Genomic DNA, 18,174 nt, shown 5'->3' with positions numbered 1-18,174 from the left:
GGTAGAAAGGAGAGAGAAGATGGTAAGCAATCAACAGGAGCGCTGGACTTTGTCCGGCGCACAATCTGGGATTTGGTTTGCTCAACAGTTAGAACCAAATAACCCAATTTACAATACAGGTGAATATATTGAAATAAATGGACCCGTTGACATTGAAACATTTCAAAAAGCGGTTCAATATACAATTCTCGAAGCTGATGCTCTCCATATTCGCTTCGAGAACGGTGAACAAGGACCTCAGCAAAGAATTGAAAAACCAGACGTATTTAAACTGCAGTTTTCTGATTTGAGTGATCAGCCAAATGCCGAAGAGTTAGCAAAAGAAGAAATGCTTAACGATTTGAAAATGCCAATTGATCTTGAAAAAGATCCGCTTTTTAATCAAGCTTTATTTAAAGTTAATAATCATCGCTTTTTATGGTATCAGCGAATCCATCATATTGTCATGGATGCGTTTGGCTTTTCACTTATTTCGCAGCGCGTGGCGACACTTTATACGGCATTAATGAATGACAACAATTATGAAGAAAGGTTCTTCAATTCATTTCAATCTGTGTTAGAAGAAGATGAGGCTTATCGTCATTCAGAAAGTTTTATAAACGATCAAGAATTTTGGGTTAATCGTTTCGAGGAAAATCTAGAAGTTGCAAGCTTATCCAATCAGGTACCCAAGCGTTCTACTAGTTACCTTCAAGCGACAGGGAATTTATCACCTACTGTAACGAAAGAGTTACATAAAGCATCAGAATTGTTTAATGGAAAGTGGCACGAGTTAATTATCGCAGCTACTGCTTTGTACGTAAGTCGTTTGACTGGTACAAACGATGTTGTGCTTAGTTTACCAATGATGGGAAGGTTAGGTTCCAAAGCGATTAAAACACCTGCTATGGTTATGAACTTATTGCCACTACGGTTACAAGTACGTCCTGATATGTGCTTGTCAGACTTGGTGATGCAAATTTCCACTGAAATTAATGCTATACGAAAGCACCAAAAGTATCGCCATGAAGAGCTTCGTAGAAATTTGAAGCTAGTGGGAGACAACCATCGCTTATTTGGGCCGCAAGTAAATGTTATGCCGTTTGAATATAGTTTGAATTTTGCTGGAAGTCAGGGGGTTACACATAAGTTAGCAACGGGTCCAGTTGATGACTTATCTATTAATGTTTATAGTCAAGCTCATGAAAGCGGGTTAAGAGTTGACATAGATGCAAATCCTACCGTTTATAGCCATGAAGAGTTAAATATGCATCATCGTCGCTTTTTACATCTACTTGAAACTATTTCCAAAGCAGAGAAAGATGTATTCATTGGAAATATCAATCTATTATTATCGCGGGAACGAAAGCAGTTAGTGCATGAAGTTAATGAAACAGTTCAGCCACTTCCTGCAGTGAGCTTGCCTACATTATTTGAAAAACAAGTAGCAGAAAATCCTGAAGCTACAGCTTTACTTTATCAAGGTAAAACTCTGAGTTATCGTCAATTAAATCAACAAGTAAATCGCTTTACTAATTTATTAATCGAAAAAGGCATTGGACCTGAGCAGTTTGTGGCTTTAGTATTGCCACGCTCTGCAGATATGGTAATTGCGATGTTAGCTGTTCTTAAAGCTGGAGCAGCCTATTTACCAATTGATCCTGATTATCCAGCCGACAGAGTTGAATTTATGCTAAGTAATGCTCAACCTACTTACATAGTAACGGATAAAGTAACTAGTAAGCAGCTAGATTATTCGAACATTAATCTACTTATTCTAGACGATGAGCAAACAACAAAAACACTGAAAATTTATTCAGATGAAAACGTTGACCTGACCACCATTTACGGGCCAAGGCATGTATTAAACCCGGTTTATATGATTTATACATCGGGTTCAACTGGTAAGCCAAAAGGAGTTGTCATTTCCTCTGAAGGATTAATTAACTTTTTATTATCTATGAAACAACAGTTCTCTTTAAGTACAGATGATTGTTTACTAGCTGTAACAACAATTGCATTTGATATTTCAGTTTTAGAAATTTTTTTACCTCTAATTAGTGGAGCTAGCTGCGTAATTTCCAGGAAGGAAGATATTAAAGATCCAAAAACTCTAACGAATATGATGCATGAACACAACATTACAATCATGCAAGCAACCCCTACACTTTGGCAGGCGTTGTCCTCAAGTTATCCAGAAAAACTAAGAGGTCTCCGCGTCTTGGTAGGAGGAGAAGCTCTTTCTCGTGAGCTTAAAGACAAGCTACAGGATTTAGAGTGTGAAGTAACTAATTTGTATGGACCTACTGAAACAACAATCTGGTCTTCTTCATTGAAATTGAATCCAGAAGAGAAAGGTGTGCCAAGAATTGGTTTTCCAATTTGGAATACTGAGATGTATGTGCTAGATAACAGTTTACAGCCTGTTCCAGAAGGGGTTATTGGCGATTTATATATAGGTGGTAAAGGGTTAGCACACGGCTACTTAGGACGTATGGATTTAACAGCTGAACGTTTTGTTGCAAATCCTTACGGAGAAAAAGGAAGTAGGATGTATCGCACGGGTGATCTTGTTCGTTGGCATAAAGATGGTTCTTTAGAATATATTAGTCGATCAGACTACCAGGTTAAAATTCGCGGATTTCGAATTGAGGTAGGAGAGATAGAGACTGCGCTAACGAGTCACTCTGAAGTTGCTCAAGCTGCAGTAATTGTAAGAGAAGATATAAAAGAAGATAAGCGTCTAGTTGCTTATCTTGTTCCAACTACTTCTAAGCTTGACCTTAAGAGCCTACGAAACTATATAAATAAGCGATTACCAGACTATATGATTCCATCTGCATTTGTAGTAATGGACGAACTTCCGCTGACGTCTAATGGCAAATTGAATCGAAGAAATCTGCCAGCTCCTAATATTGAAGCGATGGTGACGAACCGCGGACCTCGTACACCTCAAGAGGAAATAATAAGCGATTTATTTAGTGAGGTTCTGGGTGTTTCTAATATTGGCATTGACGACAGCTTTTTTGAATTAGGTGGACATTCTCTATTAGCTTCAAAGCTAATGATGCGTATTCGTGATTCTTTTGGGATAGAATTAGGAATTTCTCAAATTTTTGAGACCCCTACAATTGCTGGATTAGCCAGTCAGTTAGATAAAGGGCAGTCAAAACGGCCGCCTATTGAAAAGATAAGCAGACCTGAGCGAATCCCACTGTCATTTGCACAGCGTCGATTATGGTTTTTAAACCATTTAGAAGGAGCAAGCCCTACCTATAATATTCCTATAGTTGTAAGGTTGATGGGTGAGCTGAATATAAAAGCGCTCCAAGAAGCTCTAAACGACGTAGTGAATCGTCATGAGCCACTTCGTACAATATTTCCGAAAGTAAATGGGGAATCCTATCAGCATATCTTACAACCAAATGAAATGCATGTTGAGCTTAAGGTTTCTCATATTAACAAGAGAGAAGTTGAAGAGAAAATAAATGAAGCAGTGAGGTATAGTTTTAATCTTGAGAGTGAACCAGCCGTTCGTGCACAGCTTTTTGCCCTTGACTCTCAAGAATACGCGCTTGTATTGGTTGTTCATCATATTATAGGAGATGGATGGTCGTTAACACCTCTTACAGGTGATTTATCTAAAGCGTATAAAGCACGTTATCAAAGCTCAAAAGTAGAATGGGCGCCTCTATCCGTCCAATATGCCGATTATACAATGTGGCAAAAGAAGTTATTAAATAATGAAGAAGCAAATAGCTTAGTCAACGAGCAAATTGAATTTTGGAAAAAAGAGTTAAAGGATCTTCCAGGTGAAATTGATATTCCACGTGATTACTCTCGACCTTTAGAATCCAGTTATCTTGGTGAAACCATAGCAATTAACATTAATGCTCACTTACATCAGAGGCTGTTGGAGCTATCAAGAAAAGCAGGTGTCAGCTTATTCATGGTTTTACAGGCAGGGTTAACAACTTTATTAACAAGGCTTGGAGCAGGGAATGATATTCCTATTGGTAGTCCAATAGCAGGAAGAAATGACGATGTCCTTGACGATTTAATTGGGTTTTTCGTCAATACGTTAGTATTAAGAACCAACACCTCTGGAAACCCAAGCTTTCTAGAATTATTAGCACGCGTTAAGCAGGTAAACTTAAGAGCCTATGACCATCAAGATTTACCTTTTGAGCGCTTAGTAGAAATTATAAATCCTGTAAGATCGCGTTCTAGACATCCTTTATTTCAAATAATGTTAGCTTTACAAAACACACCAGATCCAAAAGTAGATTTACCTAAGGTTAATTCAACTGTGGAAGTCCGTAGCGTTGGTGCAGCTAAATTTGATATGACATTAGAGTTTAAAGAGACTCATAATAAAGGACAAGCTAGTGGTTTAGAAGGGTTTTTGGAATATAGCACAGATTTATTTAAAAAAGAGACAATCAAAACGTTTATTAAACGTTTTTTAACAGTATTAGAATCGGCAGTTTCGCATCCAGAACAGCCAATTGAGCGTTTGGACATTATGACTGACAAGGAACGTCACAAAATTCTTGTAGACTGGAATGAACCTACAACGAAAACATCAAAACATTCATTGACAGAATTATTCGAAAAGCAAGTTGTGTTACACCCTCATCGTATAGCAGTTACTTTTAAGAAAGAAGTATTAACATACCAAGAGTTAAATGAAAAATCGAATCAGCTTGCGCATTGGCTTATTTCTAAAGGAATTGGACCTGAGGAATTTGTCGCTTTATCCCTGCCGAGGTCGATTGATATGGTTATTGGCTTACTTGCGATTCTTAAAGCCGGAGCCGCCTATTTACCTTTAGATCCAGAATATCCAAACGAGCGAATTGCCTTTATGCTACAAGATACAAAGCCTAGGTACGTAGTAACCAACGGTTCTGTATATCAAAAGCTCCCTGATATGAAGGATGCATCTTTAGTATTGTTAGATAATTGGGACATCGTTGACGAGTTAAAGGGTTGTTCTAGCATTAATCCAAGTGACAATGAGCGCTCACAGCCACTGTCACCTGATCATCCTGCTTATATTATTTATACTTCAGGCTCTACTGGCCTACCAAAAGGTGTGGTTATTCCTCACCAAAATGTTGTTCGTCTTTTTAATACAACAAAGCAGTGGTTTAACTTTAGTTCTGATGATACGTGGACAATGTTCCATTCTTATGCATTTGATTTTTCTGTATGGGAAATTTGGGGCCCATTACTATATGGTGGACGCCTTGTTATTGTATCTCATGATGTTACGAGATCACCCAAAGATTTTTTACAGCTGCTTGTTGATGAAAATGTTACGATTTTGAACCAAACGCCATCGGCTTTTTATCAGCTTATTGAAGCAGATAAAGCATCTCCCATTGACCAGAGATTAAGCTTAAGATATATCGTGTTTGGTGGGGAAGCTCTAGAGCTTAGCCGTTTAAATGAGTGGTACGTGCGCCACCCAGAAGGTTCTCCTTCTCTCATTAATATGTATGGCATTACCGAAACAACAGTACACGTTAGTTATTTAAAGGTTACGAAAGAAATCGCTGTTTCAAAGGCTAACAGTTTGATTGGTAAAGGCATCTCGGATCTTGATGTGTATGTGTTGGATTCATATTTGCAACCAGTACCACCGGGCGTTGTTGGAGAAATGTATGTAGCTGGCGAAGGTCTTGCTCGCGGCTACCTAGGTCGACCAGACTTAACTGCGGAACGCTTTGTAGCTAATCCTTTTAGCACTTCAGGTAAGAGAATGTATCGAACGGGTGACTTAGCGCGTTTTTGTCAAGACGGTTCTCTAGATTATATGGGCCGTGCGGATCATCAAATTAAAATTCGCGGTTTTCGAATTGAATTAGGGGAAATTGAAGCGGTTCTAGCTCAGCATCCTGCTGTGAAACATGCAGTGGTTGTTGTACATGAGGGTGACCCTGGAGACAAACGCTTAATTGCGTACATCGTAGCACCAAATCATAAATCTGAATCTATCGATGTAAATTCAATTCGTCAGTACGTGTCTAATCAACTTCCAAACTACATGGTACCAGCAGCTTTCGTGAAGATTGAAAGTATTCCGCTTACGCCAAATGGAAAACTGGATCGTAAAGCTTTGCCTAATCCAGATTTTGGTTTGCTTGTGACAGAACGTGTACCTCGTAATCCAAAAGAAGAAATACTTTGTCAGCTGTTTATGGAAGTATTAGGTTTAACAAAAGTAGGAATTGACGATGGTTTCTTTGACTTAGGTGGGCACTCTTTACTTGCGGTACAGCTAATGAGTAAAATTCGCGATGCCTTTGGTATAGAGCTTGGAATCGGTAGTCTCTTTGAAGCTCCAACAGTCGCTGGATTAGCTGAATATTTAGAAAAAGGTAGTGAAGGCAGTGCATTGGATAGTTTACTGCCACTGAGAATAACTGGAAAAGAGCTGCCTGTATTTTGTGTACACCCAGCAGGAGGATTAAGTTGGTGCTATGCCGGTTTAATGAAATCTTTGGGTGTGGATTACCCAATTTATGGATTGCAAGCTGAAGGAATTGCTAAGAAAGGACAACATCCTAAATCATTAGATGAAATGGCCATAAGGTATATTGAGAAGATTCGTACCGTTCAGCCTGAAGGACCATACCATCTTTTAGGTTGGTCTCTTGGAGGAAACGTTGTTCATGCAATGGCAACTCAACTTCAAAATCAAGGTGAAGAAGTCAGGCTTGTTGCTATGCTAGATGCATATCCGAGCCACTTCTTACCAATAAATGAAGCGCCTAATGAAGAGGAAGCATTAGTTGCACTACTTGCTTTAGGTGGATATGACCCAGAAAGCGTAGGCGCGGACAAGTTGGATATTGCTAGTGCAATTGAATTTCTCCGTAAAGATGGAAGTGCGCTGGCGAGCTTAAAAAAATCAACTATATTAAACTTAAAAGATACCTATGTTAACTCAGTGCAAATTTTAGGGGAATATAATCCGAAAATATTTACAGGCAATCTTTTATTTTTTAGATCTACAATTATTCCAGAGTGGTTTGATCCGATTGAGCCAGAATCATGGAAATCTTTTATTCATGGTGAAATTGAACAGTATGATATCAACTGCCGTCATAAAGATATGTGTCAGCCTGAGCCACTTGCTGAAATTGGAGAAATAGTAGCACGTAAGTTACTCTCATTGAAAGAATAGATATGCTATTAAAAATGAAAGAGAGGAAGTAAAAAATGAATCCTTTTGAAAATCAATCTGGTTCTTATTTGGTATTGATTAATGAAGAAGGCCAACATTCATTATGGCCAACTTTTGTTGAGGTACCTTTAGGGTGGAAAGTTGTATATGGAGAATCAAATCGTGAAAGCTGCTTAAAATATATAAATTCTCATTGGATTGATATCAAGCCGAATAGTTTAAAGCTTGTTGCAAGCAGCTTAAAAGGTAATTGAAGTGAAGCTTTATTCTAATCAAAAGCTAGTTGTTATGATTGTGTATGTAATGGCAATGTTTATGGCTGCGATGGATGGTACGATTGTAAATGTTGCTTTACCAACTATTAGCCAAGAGTTTCAAATTTCTCCGGCGGCTACCGGTAGTATTAATGTAGGGTACCTTGTTAGTCTAGCCGTATTTTTGCCAATATCGGGTTGGCTTGGAGATCGATTTGGCACAAAGAAAGTCTTTTTAGTTGCTTTAGCTATTTTTACAGTCTCTTCTGCTTTATGTGGATTAGCAACCCATCTCTTTTCACTAAATCTATTCCGTATTTGTCAAGGAGCGGCTGGAGGGTTACTAACACCTGTAGGAATGGCTATGCTTTATCGAACGTTTTTACCAGAAGAGCGCTCGAAGGTCGCGCGTACGCTAGTACTTCCAATTGCAGTTGCACCTGCAATTGGACCTGTTATCGGTGGTCTTTTAGTTGAAGCTATGTCATGGCCATGGGTATTTTATATTAACATTCCATTTGGATTTTTCGCATTTTTCTTTGGACTTAAGTTTTTAAATGAACATAAGGAAAATGAAGCTGGTAGCTTTGACTTTAGAGGGTTTATGCTGTCTGCTGTAGGTTTAGCTAGTTTGATGTATGCTTTAAACCATGGGCCATCAGTAGGTTGGTTATCACCTCTAATCTTATCGATAGGTGGATTGGGCCTTCTATTCGTTTCAATCTTTATTGTAGTTCAATTGCGTACCAAAAATCCGATGCTGAATTTTCACTTGCTATCAGATCGCTTGTTTCAAACAATGAGCATAATTTCAGCGCTTTGCGTTGCTGGATTACTAGGCATTCTTTATGTGTTTCCTTTAATGTATCAAAATGCTTTTGGTGCTTCAGCGCTGGAAAGTGGATTAACAACATTTCCAGAAGCAATAGGCTTAATTATTGCTTCTCGCATTATGCCGTGGTCAACCAAAAAGATAGGGGTTCACGGGGTAATTAGAATGGGTTTAGTAGGATCGGCGCTTATGCTTATATGTTTAAGCTTGATTAGTACAGAAGCAAGTCCATGGATTTTTCGCATGATTTTGTTTAGCGTTGGATTGTTTTTAGGACATACGGTCGTATCTGTACAAGCAATCAGCTTTAATAATATTTCCCCTAGCTTAATGGGGAGAGCAACTACCTTGTTTAATGTTCATAATCGATTAGGATCAGCTGTTGGTATAGCTATCTTATCAAGTATTATTGGAATGAAACAAACGGCTTTTGATGGAGATTATTCAAGCGTAATTCCTTATCAAATTGCATTATTAGTAGCCAGCTTATTTCTATTACTTGCGTTAATTTTAACGTTTCGTATCCATACAGCTAATTTTGAAATGCCAAAAACAAAACGTTTCACACGTTCCGATAGTTCAATGAACGAAGATGTAAAAGTTAGTAAATAAAGTGTAATAAATGAGAGTACTGCTTATAAGTAGTACTCTCATTTATTAAAAATAGAAAGGAAGAAAAAATTGGTTCATATATACATATGTCAGCTTCCTAAAACAATAGATGATGACGCGTTAAATAAAATTGCATCACAGCTTTCGTTGGCCAAACAAAAACAAATTAAGCGTTTTTTTCACCTTGAAGATTCTTACCGCACTGCAATTGGTGAACTATTAGTACGTTATGGACTTTATAGGAAATACAACGTGATACCAAAGGAGCTAACGTTTCATAAAAATAAATACGGGAAGCCTTTTGTCCCTGAATATCCAGATTTTCAATATAATATTTCTCATTCTGGTGAATTTGTTGTTTGCGCTGTGCATGACAAAAGTGTAGGAGTTGATATTGAGAAGGTACAATCCATTGATATGAACATAGCAAAAGGATTCTTTACTGAAGAAGAATACAAAGAGGTTATTAAAGAATCAGAGAATAAAATCACAGCTTTCTATCGTGTTTGGACTTTAAAGGAAAGTTATATTAAAGCAACGGGGGAAGGAATGAGTAGACCTCTTACTTCTTTTCAGATTCAAGGAAAAGATGAAGAACCTATAACTGCTATAGATACGGTGAAGAATAAACCAATTAAGAATATTTGTTTTAAACAACAGAACATAGGAGATTCTTATCAGCTTTCAGTATGCGCGTATGAGCCTTGTAATGTTAGCCAACTTATTCACCTTTCTCTTTCAGATTTATGTCATAAATTGAAAATTCTTTGTTAAATCTACTTCTTGGGTTTGTATATTGAACGTTAGATTAGAGCACTGTTTAAAAAATGAATGCGAAAATATAAAGTTTAGTTCTTTATGAGTATATAACTGGAAATGAGACAAGGTTACTCTACGTTTTTCTAAACCTATTGAATCAAAATGACGGATTGTAGTAATTAGAAGAGCTCGGTTCCTTATAATTAAAAGTGACACTTAGTCATAAAGTGGACTTTACGAATGAGGTGATGAGTTTTGAAGTGGAAAAAAACAATTGGAAAAGGCGCCGTGACAGCGGCTGTGCTCTCGTTTGGTATGTGGGTTTCAGCTGATGATGCATCTGCTCATGGTTACATACAGGAACCGGCAAGTAGAGGGTACGTTGGATCGCTTGAAAAGCAAGTTATTGGCTGGCAAGCTGCGATGGAGAAGCACGGAAGAGTCATCGACAGTCCTCAGTCTGTAGAAGGTCCAAAAGGGTTTCCAGAACGCGGGCCGGCTGATGGACATATCGCATCAGCAGAAGGAATTAAAGAATATGAAATTTATCGCAACGGAGAAAAGGTTGCTACTACGATGAATACCGTCTATAAAGATGCTGGCGTTAAGCCAGACACAAGCTACGAATACTATGTAAAAGCCATTGACTTATCTGGTAATACTAGTTCTGCTAGTAAGGCTGTAGCTGTGAAAACACTAAAGCCAGTTGAAGACATGGAAGCCCCAACACCTCCAAGCGGTCTTCATAGTATGAAAGAATCAGAGAGTTCTATTGAATTAATGTGGTCGCCATCAGAAGATCAAGTAGGCGTTAAAGAATATGCAGTCTACCGTGATGGACAGCTAGTTGCAACGACGGTTACTACGTACTATATTGATAAAAATCTTAAGCCAGATACGAGCTATACGTATACAGTCTTTGCTATTGATGGAGCAGGGAACGTTTCGGATTCAAGCTCACCGCTAGAGGTATCGACATTAAAAAGTGATTCTTCCGTTGAAGAATGGAGCGAAGAGAAAGTCTATACTGCTGGCATGATTGTTCAGTTTAAAGGGCTTGAATATAAAGCGAAATACTGGACCAAAGGCAATCAGCCTGATTCATCAGATGCGTGGGAATTAGTAAGTGATACCGTAGTGGAGTGGAATGCACAAAAAGCCTATCTAAGTGGTTCAAAAGTAAACTATGGAAACCGCACATACGAAGCACGGTGGTGGACGCTTGGTGATACGCCAGGTACGTCCGTCGTATGGAAAGTAGTAGAATAAGATTGTACCAAAGAGGACATTCGTTTCGATGAGTGTCCTTTTTTGATGTTGCAAATCGATATGCTAATTTTATTTTTTGTAAATTTTTTTAAAAAAAGATTGAAATCAAAAACTGAAGGTGCTTTAATAAATGTAAGCGATAACATATCACATATGTGATAACTGAAAGGTGGTGTTATTGTGAATGTAGAACGAATCGCTCGAAAGAAAATCTCAGAATCAATTGAAGAGCAAATTGAAGGCATGATTGCTTCGGGTCAGTTTAAGCCTGGAGAGAAGCTTCCTTCAGTCAGAGAGCTGTGCACGTTATTTGGCGTGGGGCGTTCATCTGTACGCGATGCCATTACCGCACTCAAAGGTAAAGGAATTGTGGATGTAAAGCAGGGAGAAGGCACGTTTATTTGTCAGTTTGATTCATCAAGAATGTTTCAATATACCATGCTTTTACCGAGCGAAGAGGATGTTCGAGAACTATTTCAAGTCCGAAAAATGCTGGAGCCAGGCATTGCTGAAATGGCTGCCAAGAATCGCTCTCCAGAAGATTTAAAGAAATTAAAACTAGCGCTTTCCAAAACATTTGAAAATGACTGGGAAGCCGATTACCACTTCCATCAAGTGATTGTCCATGCAGCAGGCAATAAAATGCTAACTCAATTCATCCAGTTTATTTCCACGAAGATGCAAAAAGCAATGATTGATTTTTATCAGTACATTCAACCACACGAAGCCTTTTTAAAAGAAATTGCGTCACACCACTATCACATCTATGAATCCATTAAACAATCAAATTCAAAAGATGCCTACATACACATGCTGAATCATTTAGAACTTGTTGAAAATATTCTACAAACAAGCTTAGCGCGCATCCAGCGCTAATGCTTCATAAAAATTGAATTTCGATGGGGGAGTTTGATGATTGCAGAACGACTTTTTTCTGACCTTCAAGCGCTTTTTTCTACTGAGCAAGTGCAGGAAACAGCAGTAGCACATCCGCTTGGAAATGGAGGGGAGGTTACGGTTTACCCGACTTCTGAAGCCGAAATTGCAGCTGTTTTAACGTATGCGAATCAAAATGGATATACGGTATCCATCATGGGTGCAGGTACGAAGCGAGGGTTCGGCGGTTTAGTTCAATCTGCTGATATCTTGCTATCTCTTTCTCGCTATAAGGGAATTGTGGAGCATGTACCGGGCGACATGACGGTTACGGTGAAAGCAGGTACATCGTTTAAGGAGTTACAAGATCATTTAGCCACATACGGTCAGCAGCTTTCGTTAGATCCATCTTGGCCCGAAACAGCAACAATTGGTGGTATTGTAGCAGCCAATGACAGCGGTCCTAAACGCCTTGGATATGGATCTTGTCGAGATGTTGTCATTGGCATGACGCTTGTGTATGCTGACGGACAAATCATTCGTTCTGGCGGAAAAGTCGTCAAAAACGTAGCCGGCTATGATATGAATAAGCTCTTCATTGGTTCAATGGGGACGCTTGCTGTTATGTCTGAAATTACGCTAAAGCTTCGTCCGCTTCCAAAGTGCCAATCACTTGTCGTTATCGCGTTTCCAGAGGCATCTTTAATTGATATCAGGTCCTTAGCGACTCAGATCCTGGATTCCATGCTAGAGCCCGTATCCTTACAACTCATGAGTCCTTCTTTGAGTAGGGAGCTAGTTGGAGAAGAAGCTTACTGTTTAGCCATTGCGCTGGAGGATGTTGAGAGCTCTGTTCGCTATCAAGAAAAAGCAATTCAAGGGCTGGGAAGCTCACAAGCAGTTGTTTCCATCAAATCGGAAGAGGAGCGAATTCGCTTTTGGCACCAGCTTTACAGAATGGGTGTCAATGGAGCTTCTTTTATAGATGGGGACTCTCTAACAGCCGTTTTAAAGGTAGGAGTGAAAAATCTCGATGCCCTCAAGGTAGTAGAAAGCGCATATTTGCTTACGGATCGATATGATGTCCGCATTCGGGCACATGGGGGAATCGGTCACGGTCTTTGTCAAATCGAAATTAGTGGGGGCTCTAAAGACATTCTAGGAGCAATTGTTGATATGCGTAAGCAAGCTCATGAACTAAAAGGATATGTAGTCGTTACGCACGCACCGCTTGTATTTCGTCAGCAGCTCAACGTCTGGGGAGAAAAGCCATCTCACTTCTTTTTATACGAAGGAATTAAATCAAGGATAGACCCGAACAAAATGTTAAATCATAAGCGATTTGTGGGAGGGATTTGATTTATGAGTGGAGAGGTTGTAAACGAGCCGGCCTGTACAGCAAGTAGCCTAACAAACTACTTATGGAAAGATAAGCCTGACCCAATGAAATGGGCTGATTGTGTGCACTGTGGCATGTGTTTGGAATCGTGCCCAACCTATGAAATAACGGGTCAAGAGCAGCATTCACCAAGAGGGCGCGTTCATCTCATTAAGTCCGTAGCTGAAGGGAAGCTTGAAGTAAACGAACAGCTAATTGAGCCAGTTTTTGATTGCTTAGACTGCAGAGCCTGTACGACAGCTTGTCCAGCCGATGTGGATGTCGGTGGGTTGATTGAAGAAGCGCGCGGTCAAATCCGTCAAGCGATGCCGCTTACCGGTGTGAAAGGAACTGTAAACGAGTTCTTTTTAAAAGGATTATTCCCATACCAGCGACGTCTTGAATCCGTCGGTTCACTGCTGAAGTTTTATCAAAAAAGCGGGCTGCAAAAAGCTATGCGAAAAACGGGACTTATGAGCGTGATGCCAAAGCATTTAGCTGAAATGGAAGCAGTTATGCCAGATATTAAAAAGCCTGTACAAAAGAAATATAAGAAGCAAACAACGATTCCTGCAAAAAATGAAGCGAAAGCAAACGTGGCTTTTTTAACTGGGTGCGTCATGGACGTGATGTTCAGCGATATTAATGATGCTACTATTCAAGTATTAACCCGCAACGGAAACAACGTGACGATTCCAAAAAAACAAACGTGCTGCGGTGCTTTGCATGTGCATGCCGGCGACCGAGATACGGGAAGGAAGCTTGCAAAACAAAACATTGAAGCATTTGAAAATGAGGAAACCATCGTTGTAAATGCAGCGGGATGCGGGTGTATGCTGCAAGAATATCCCGAGCTGTTTCGAGAAGAGGAAACGGAATGGTACGACAGAGCCAAAGCATTTTCCAGAAAAGTCCAAGATATTTCAAAATACTTATACGATACGGGCTATGAAAAACCGAAAGCGTCTTTACACACAACGATTACCTATCATGATGCTTGCCATCTTGCGCATGGTCAAGGCGTGAGAAAAGAGCCGCGCGATTTACTTCTTAATATACCGGGAGTGGAAATGGTGCATATGCCAAATGCTGATCGGTGCTGTGGTAGCGCGGGGATTTATAATATGACCAATCCAGAAATGGCAGGTGAAATCTTAAAAAGCAAAATGGAAAGCGTGCCGGAAGATGCAGAGTTAATTTCAATGGGGAATCCTGGCTGCATGCTCCAAATGGCCATGGGTGTAAAAAAATACGGTCGCAGCCAAAAGGTTGTCCATACGGTTCAGCTGCTGCAGTGGGCGTATGAAAAAGAAGATGAAGAAAAGGGGTATCGCTCATGAAGAAGAAAAAAATTCGTTCAAATGATGCGCATATCCTAGCGCTAGCTGCTCTCATGGAAGGCAGTGGGTCGATCTTATATGAAGAAGCTGATTTGCTCGCTTATGACTGTGACGGGTTTACCGTTCACCGCAAACTGCCACGAGCGGTGGTGTTTCCAAAAGATGCTGAAGAAGTAGCAAAAGTTGTGCGCTACTGTGCGAAGCATAACCTTCCGTTTTTAGCTAGAGGAGCTGGTACAGGGCTAAGCGGTGGAGCTATTCCTCTCAACAATGAAGTGATCATTAGCCTTGTTCGAATGAAGCGCTTGGTGAGCGTGGATCTTGAAAACCGGCAAGCAGTTGTTGAGCCCGGCTTCATTAATTTAAAGCTCACAAACTCAATTGCAGATAAGGGCTATTATTATGCTCCCGATCCATCAAGTCAATACTGTTGTACAATCGGAGGCAACGTTGCGGAAAACGCAGGCGGCGCTCATTGTTTAAAGTATGGAGTCACAACAAACCATATTTTAGCGCTTGAAGTGGTATTGCCGAATGGTGAAATTATCACTATTGGTGGAGAAGGCATCCTGGATACGCCAGGCTATGACCTTCTTGGGCTTTTGACAGGATCTGAAGGGACGCTTGGAATCGTAACAAAAATTACGGTTCGTATTTTGAAAAATCCTGAAGCCAAGCAGACGGTGCTAGCGTATTTTGACCATGTTTCAGATGGAAGCCAAGCCGTGTCTGACATCATTTCAGCAGGTATTGTTCCGGCGGCTCTTGAAATGATGGATAAAATTGCGATTGAAGGCGTAGAAGCAGCTGCTTTTCCAGTAGGACATCCAAAAGATATTGAAGCGGTGTTGCTTATTGAAGTTGATGGAATCTCAGCAGGTATTGAGGAACAAATTGAAGAAATTCTTGCCGTTTGCCGACGGCATCATGTCAGAGAAGTAAAAGTTGCAACAGATGAGCAAGAACGAGCGAGCTGGTGGGCAAACCGGAAAACGGGCTTTGGAGCAATGGGAGCCATCTCGCCGGATTATCTAGTGCAAGACGGCGTCATTCCGAGAAGCAAACTGCCAGAAGTGCTGGAGCGGATCAACGAAATTAGCAAGCGATATGAGTTAAGAATTGCGAATATTTTTCATGCTGGTGACGGTAATCTACATCCGCTCATTCTATTCGATATGGCAAAGCTGGGAGAAACAGACAGAGCGTTAAAAGCAGGCAGTGAGTGCTTACAGGTTTGTGCAGATGTTGGCGGAACCATTACAGGAGAACACGGTGTGGGTATCGAAAAGAAAGAGGAAATGAAATTTGTCTTTACGGATGAAGAAATTTTGGCTCAAACAAACATTCGTGAAGTGTTTAACCCAGAAAATTTACTAAATGCGGGTAAACTGTTTCCAAGCCCAAGTCGCTGCGCTGAAGTTAAGCGTGATTTAAAGGATAAGCAAACAGTTGCACGTCCGTAATCATTAAAAGGAGGAAGTAAAATGGTAGCTTATAAGCAAATTGGAAAACTTCAAGTAGCACCTGTTTTGTACAATTTTATTAATGAAGAAGCTCTTCCGGAGACTGGACTACAAGAGGAGGCGTTTTGGGCAGGATTCGAACAACTTATTCATGAGCTAACACCGGAAAATAAAGCACTGCTTGCTAAACGTGATGAACTGCAAGCCAAATTAAATCGATGGTATCGTGAAAATCGTGATTCCTTTGACTTTGAAGCGTACAAAGCATTTCTTACGAGCATTGGCTATTTAGAAGCAGACGTAGCTGACTTTCAAATTTCAACAGCTAACGTAGACGATGAAATTGCGCTTCAAGCTGGACCGCAGCTTGTTGTACCAGTTAATAATGCCCGCTACGCAATTAACGCGGCGAATGCTCGCTGGGGCAGCTTATACGATGCGCTTTACGGAACGGATGCGATTAGCTCCGAAAATGGAGCTGGAGTTCAAAGTCAGTATAATCCGATTCGGGGTGAAAAGGTCATTACGTTTGCAAAATCCTTTTTAAATCATACGATTCCATTAAAAGAAGGCAAACACGAAGACGTTGTGCAGTACGTCGTGACAAATAAGATGGAAGCATTGTTACAGGACGGGACAACAACGGAGCTGAAAGAACCGAGCAAATGGGTTGGCTATCAAGGTGATGGTTCAAACCCGAGTGCCCTGTTATTTAAAAATAACGGGCTGCATTTTGAAATTCAAATTGACCGCCAGGATGCGATTGGAAAAAGCGATGATGCAGGCGTAAAAGATGTGCTGCTTGAATCGGCTGTCACAACTATTATGGACTGTGAAGACTCGGTAGCTGCAGTAGATGCAGAAGACAAAGTAGAAGTGTATCGCAACTGGTTAGGCTTAATGAAAGGTGATTTAAAGGCAAGGTTTAAAAAAGGTGCAAAAACAATGACCCGTACGCTAAATGACGATCGTCAGTATAAAACTGCAAACGGAGATACTGTGACGCTTTCCGGACGCTCTTTGATGTTTGTACGAAACGTAGGTCATTTGATGAGCAACAGCGCCATCTTAGACGCCAACGGTGATGAAATTCAAGAAGGGATTTTAGATAGCATAATTACGAGTTTAATTGCAAAGCATACGCTGCTTGGAACTGGTAAGTATCAAAACTCTCAAAAAGGCTCTGTGTATATTGTAAAACCGAAAATGCACGGCTCTGAAGAAGTAGCATTTGCTAATAAGCTGTTTGATCGCGTAGAAGATTTAGTCGGATTGCCACGCCATACTCTTAAGATTGGAGTGATGGACGAAGAGCGCAGAACGTCACTGAACTTAAAAGCGTGCATTGAAAAAGTTAAAAATCGCGTTGCGTTCATTAACACAGGGTTCTTAGACCGCACCGGAGATGAAATGCATACATCTATGGAAGCAGGCGTCATGATTCGAAAAAATGATATGAAATCTTCCGTTTGGCTAGCAGGATATGAAAAATCAAATGTACTAACAGGCTTAGCAAGCGGATTCCAAGGAAAAGCGCAAATTGGAAAAGGTATGTGGGCAATGCCAGATTTAATGGCTGAAATGCTGAAACAAAAAGTAGGCCACTTACAAGCAGGAGCAAATACGGCATGGGTTCCATCCCCAACCGCTGCAACGTTACATGCTCTTCATTATCATGAAGTCTCGGTTGTGGATGTTCAAAACCAGCTGGCGAACAATTCTACTAATCTGCGAGATGACATTTTACAGGTACCGCTTGCTAAAGAACCAAATTGGACAAAAGAAGAGGTACAGCAAGAATTAGATAATAACGCACAAGGTATATTGGGCTACGTAGTACGCTGGGTAGATCAAGGAATTGGGTGTTCAAAGGTTCCAGACATCAACGACGTAGGCTTAATGGAAGACCGAGCAACGCTTCGTATCTCAAGTCAGCACGTAGCAAACTGGTTACATCACGGAATTTGTACAAAAGAGCAAGTTCTTGCGACGCTACAACGAATGGCGAAAGTCGTGGATAGCCAAAATGCGGGTGACGCTAACTATCAGCCAATGGCACCTCATTATGAAGAGTCTATTGCGTTCCAAGCAGCGTGCGACCTTGTGTTTAAAGGATATGATCAACCAAACGGATACACTGAGCCAATCTTGCATGCGCGCCGCATTGAAGCAAAAGCAAAGCAAGCAATCGAACAAAAATAAGCGAATCAAGGAGCG

At 40.4% G+C, this 18,174-nt stretch carries 10 protein-coding genes; all 10 read left to right on the top strand.

What is annotated here, in order from left to right:
- Positions 1-19: 19 nt before the first annotated feature.
- Complete coding sequence (locus tag A2U94_RS08475) at positions 20-7,174, top strand: non-ribosomal peptide synthetase (RefSeq protein WP_062954509.1); 7,155 nt, start codon at positions 20-22, stop codon at positions 7,172-7,174.
- Between the two features lie 35 nt (positions 7,175-7,209).
- On the top strand, positions 7,210-7,428 hold the full coding sequence (locus A2U94_RS08470) for an MbtH family protein (RefSeq protein ID WP_025909663.1): 219 nt from the start codon (positions 7,210-7,212) through the stop codon (positions 7,426-7,428).
- Position 7,429: 1 nt separating this feature from the next.
- Positions 7,430-8,872: an MDR family MFS transporter gene (locus A2U94_RS08465; protein ID WP_025909664.1), complete on the top strand. Its 1,443-nt coding sequence runs from the start codon at positions 7,430-7,432 to the stop codon at positions 8,870-8,872.
- 69 nt (positions 8,873-8,941) lie between these two features.
- Positions 8,942-9,646 (top strand): 4'-phosphopantetheinyl transferase family protein, encoded by a 705-nt coding sequence (locus A2U94_RS08460; RefSeq protein WP_025909665.1) that lies wholly within the window; start codon positions 8,942-8,944, stop codon positions 9,644-9,646.
- Positions 9,647-9,886: 240 nt separating this feature from the next.
- Positions 9,887-10,900 (top strand): carbohydrate-binding protein, encoded by a 1,014-nt coding sequence (locus A2U94_RS08455; protein ID WP_025909666.1) that lies wholly within the window; start codon positions 9,887-9,889, stop codon positions 10,898-10,900.
- Between the two features lie 180 nt (positions 10,901-11,080).
- On the top strand, positions 11,081-11,776 hold the full coding sequence (locus A2U94_RS08450; RefSeq protein ID WP_025909667.1) for a FadR/GntR family transcriptional regulator: 696 nt from the start codon (positions 11,081-11,083) through the stop codon (positions 11,774-11,776).
- A gap of 36 nt (positions 11,777-11,812) precedes the next feature.
- On the top strand, positions 11,813-13,135 hold the full coding sequence (locus tag A2U94_RS08445) for an FAD-binding oxidoreductase (protein ID WP_025909668.1): 1,323 nt from the start codon (positions 11,813-11,815) through the stop codon (positions 13,133-13,135).
- A 3-nt stretch (positions 13,136-13,138) separates the two neighbouring features.
- On the top strand, positions 13,139-14,494 hold the full coding sequence (locus A2U94_RS08440; protein WP_025909669.1) for a (Fe-S)-binding protein: 1,356 nt from the start codon (positions 13,139-13,141) through the stop codon (positions 14,492-14,494).
- Complete coding sequence (locus A2U94_RS08435; RefSeq protein ID WP_025909670.1) at positions 14,491-15,957, top strand: FAD-binding oxidoreductase; 1,467 nt, start codon at positions 14,491-14,493, stop codon at positions 15,955-15,957. The genes A2U94_RS08440 and A2U94_RS08435 overlap by 4 nt, the downstream gene beginning before the upstream one ends.
- Before the next feature lie 21 nt (positions 15,958-15,978).
- Positions 15,979-18,159: a malate synthase G gene (locus tag A2U94_RS08430; RefSeq protein ID WP_025909671.1), complete on the top strand. Its 2,181-nt coding sequence runs from the start codon at positions 15,979-15,981 to the stop codon at positions 18,157-18,159.
- Positions 18,160-18,174 lie beyond the last annotated feature (15 nt).

It is taken from the genome of Bacillus sp. VT 712 (genome assembly GCF_001614195.1).
In the GTDB taxonomy this organism is placed as follows: Bacteria; Bacillota; Bacilli; order Bacillales; family Bacillaceae_H; genus Priestia; species Priestia flexa.
Note: the sequence above shows the minus strand (reverse complement) of the source record. Positions and strands in the feature narration are given on the sequence as shown.

Excerpts from the sequence above, each read along its gene's own strand:
- A2U94_RS08475 (WP_062954509.1), top strand. The coding sequence starts at position 20 with ATGGTAAGCAATCAACAGGAGCGCTGGACTTTGTCCGGCGCACAATCT.
- A2U94_RS08470 (WP_025909663.1), top strand. The coding sequence starts at position 7,210 with ATGAATCCTTTTGAAAATCAATCTGGTTCTTATTTGGTATTGATTAAT.
- A2U94_RS08445 (WP_025909668.1), top strand. The coding sequence starts at position 11,813 with ATGATTGCAGAACGACTTTTTTCTGACCTTCAAGCGCTTTTTTCTACT.
- A2U94_RS08440 (WP_025909669.1), top strand. The coding sequence starts at position 13,139 with ATGAGTGGAGAGGTTGTAAACGAGCCGGCCTGTACAGCAAGTAGCCTA.
- A2U94_RS08435 (WP_025909670.1), top strand. The coding sequence starts at position 14,491 with ATGAAGAAGAAAAAAATTCGTTCAAATGATGCGCATATCCTAGCGCTA.
- A2U94_RS08430 (WP_025909671.1), top strand. The coding sequence starts at position 15,979 with ATGGTAGCTTATAAGCAAATTGGAAAACTTCAAGTAGCACCTGTTTTG.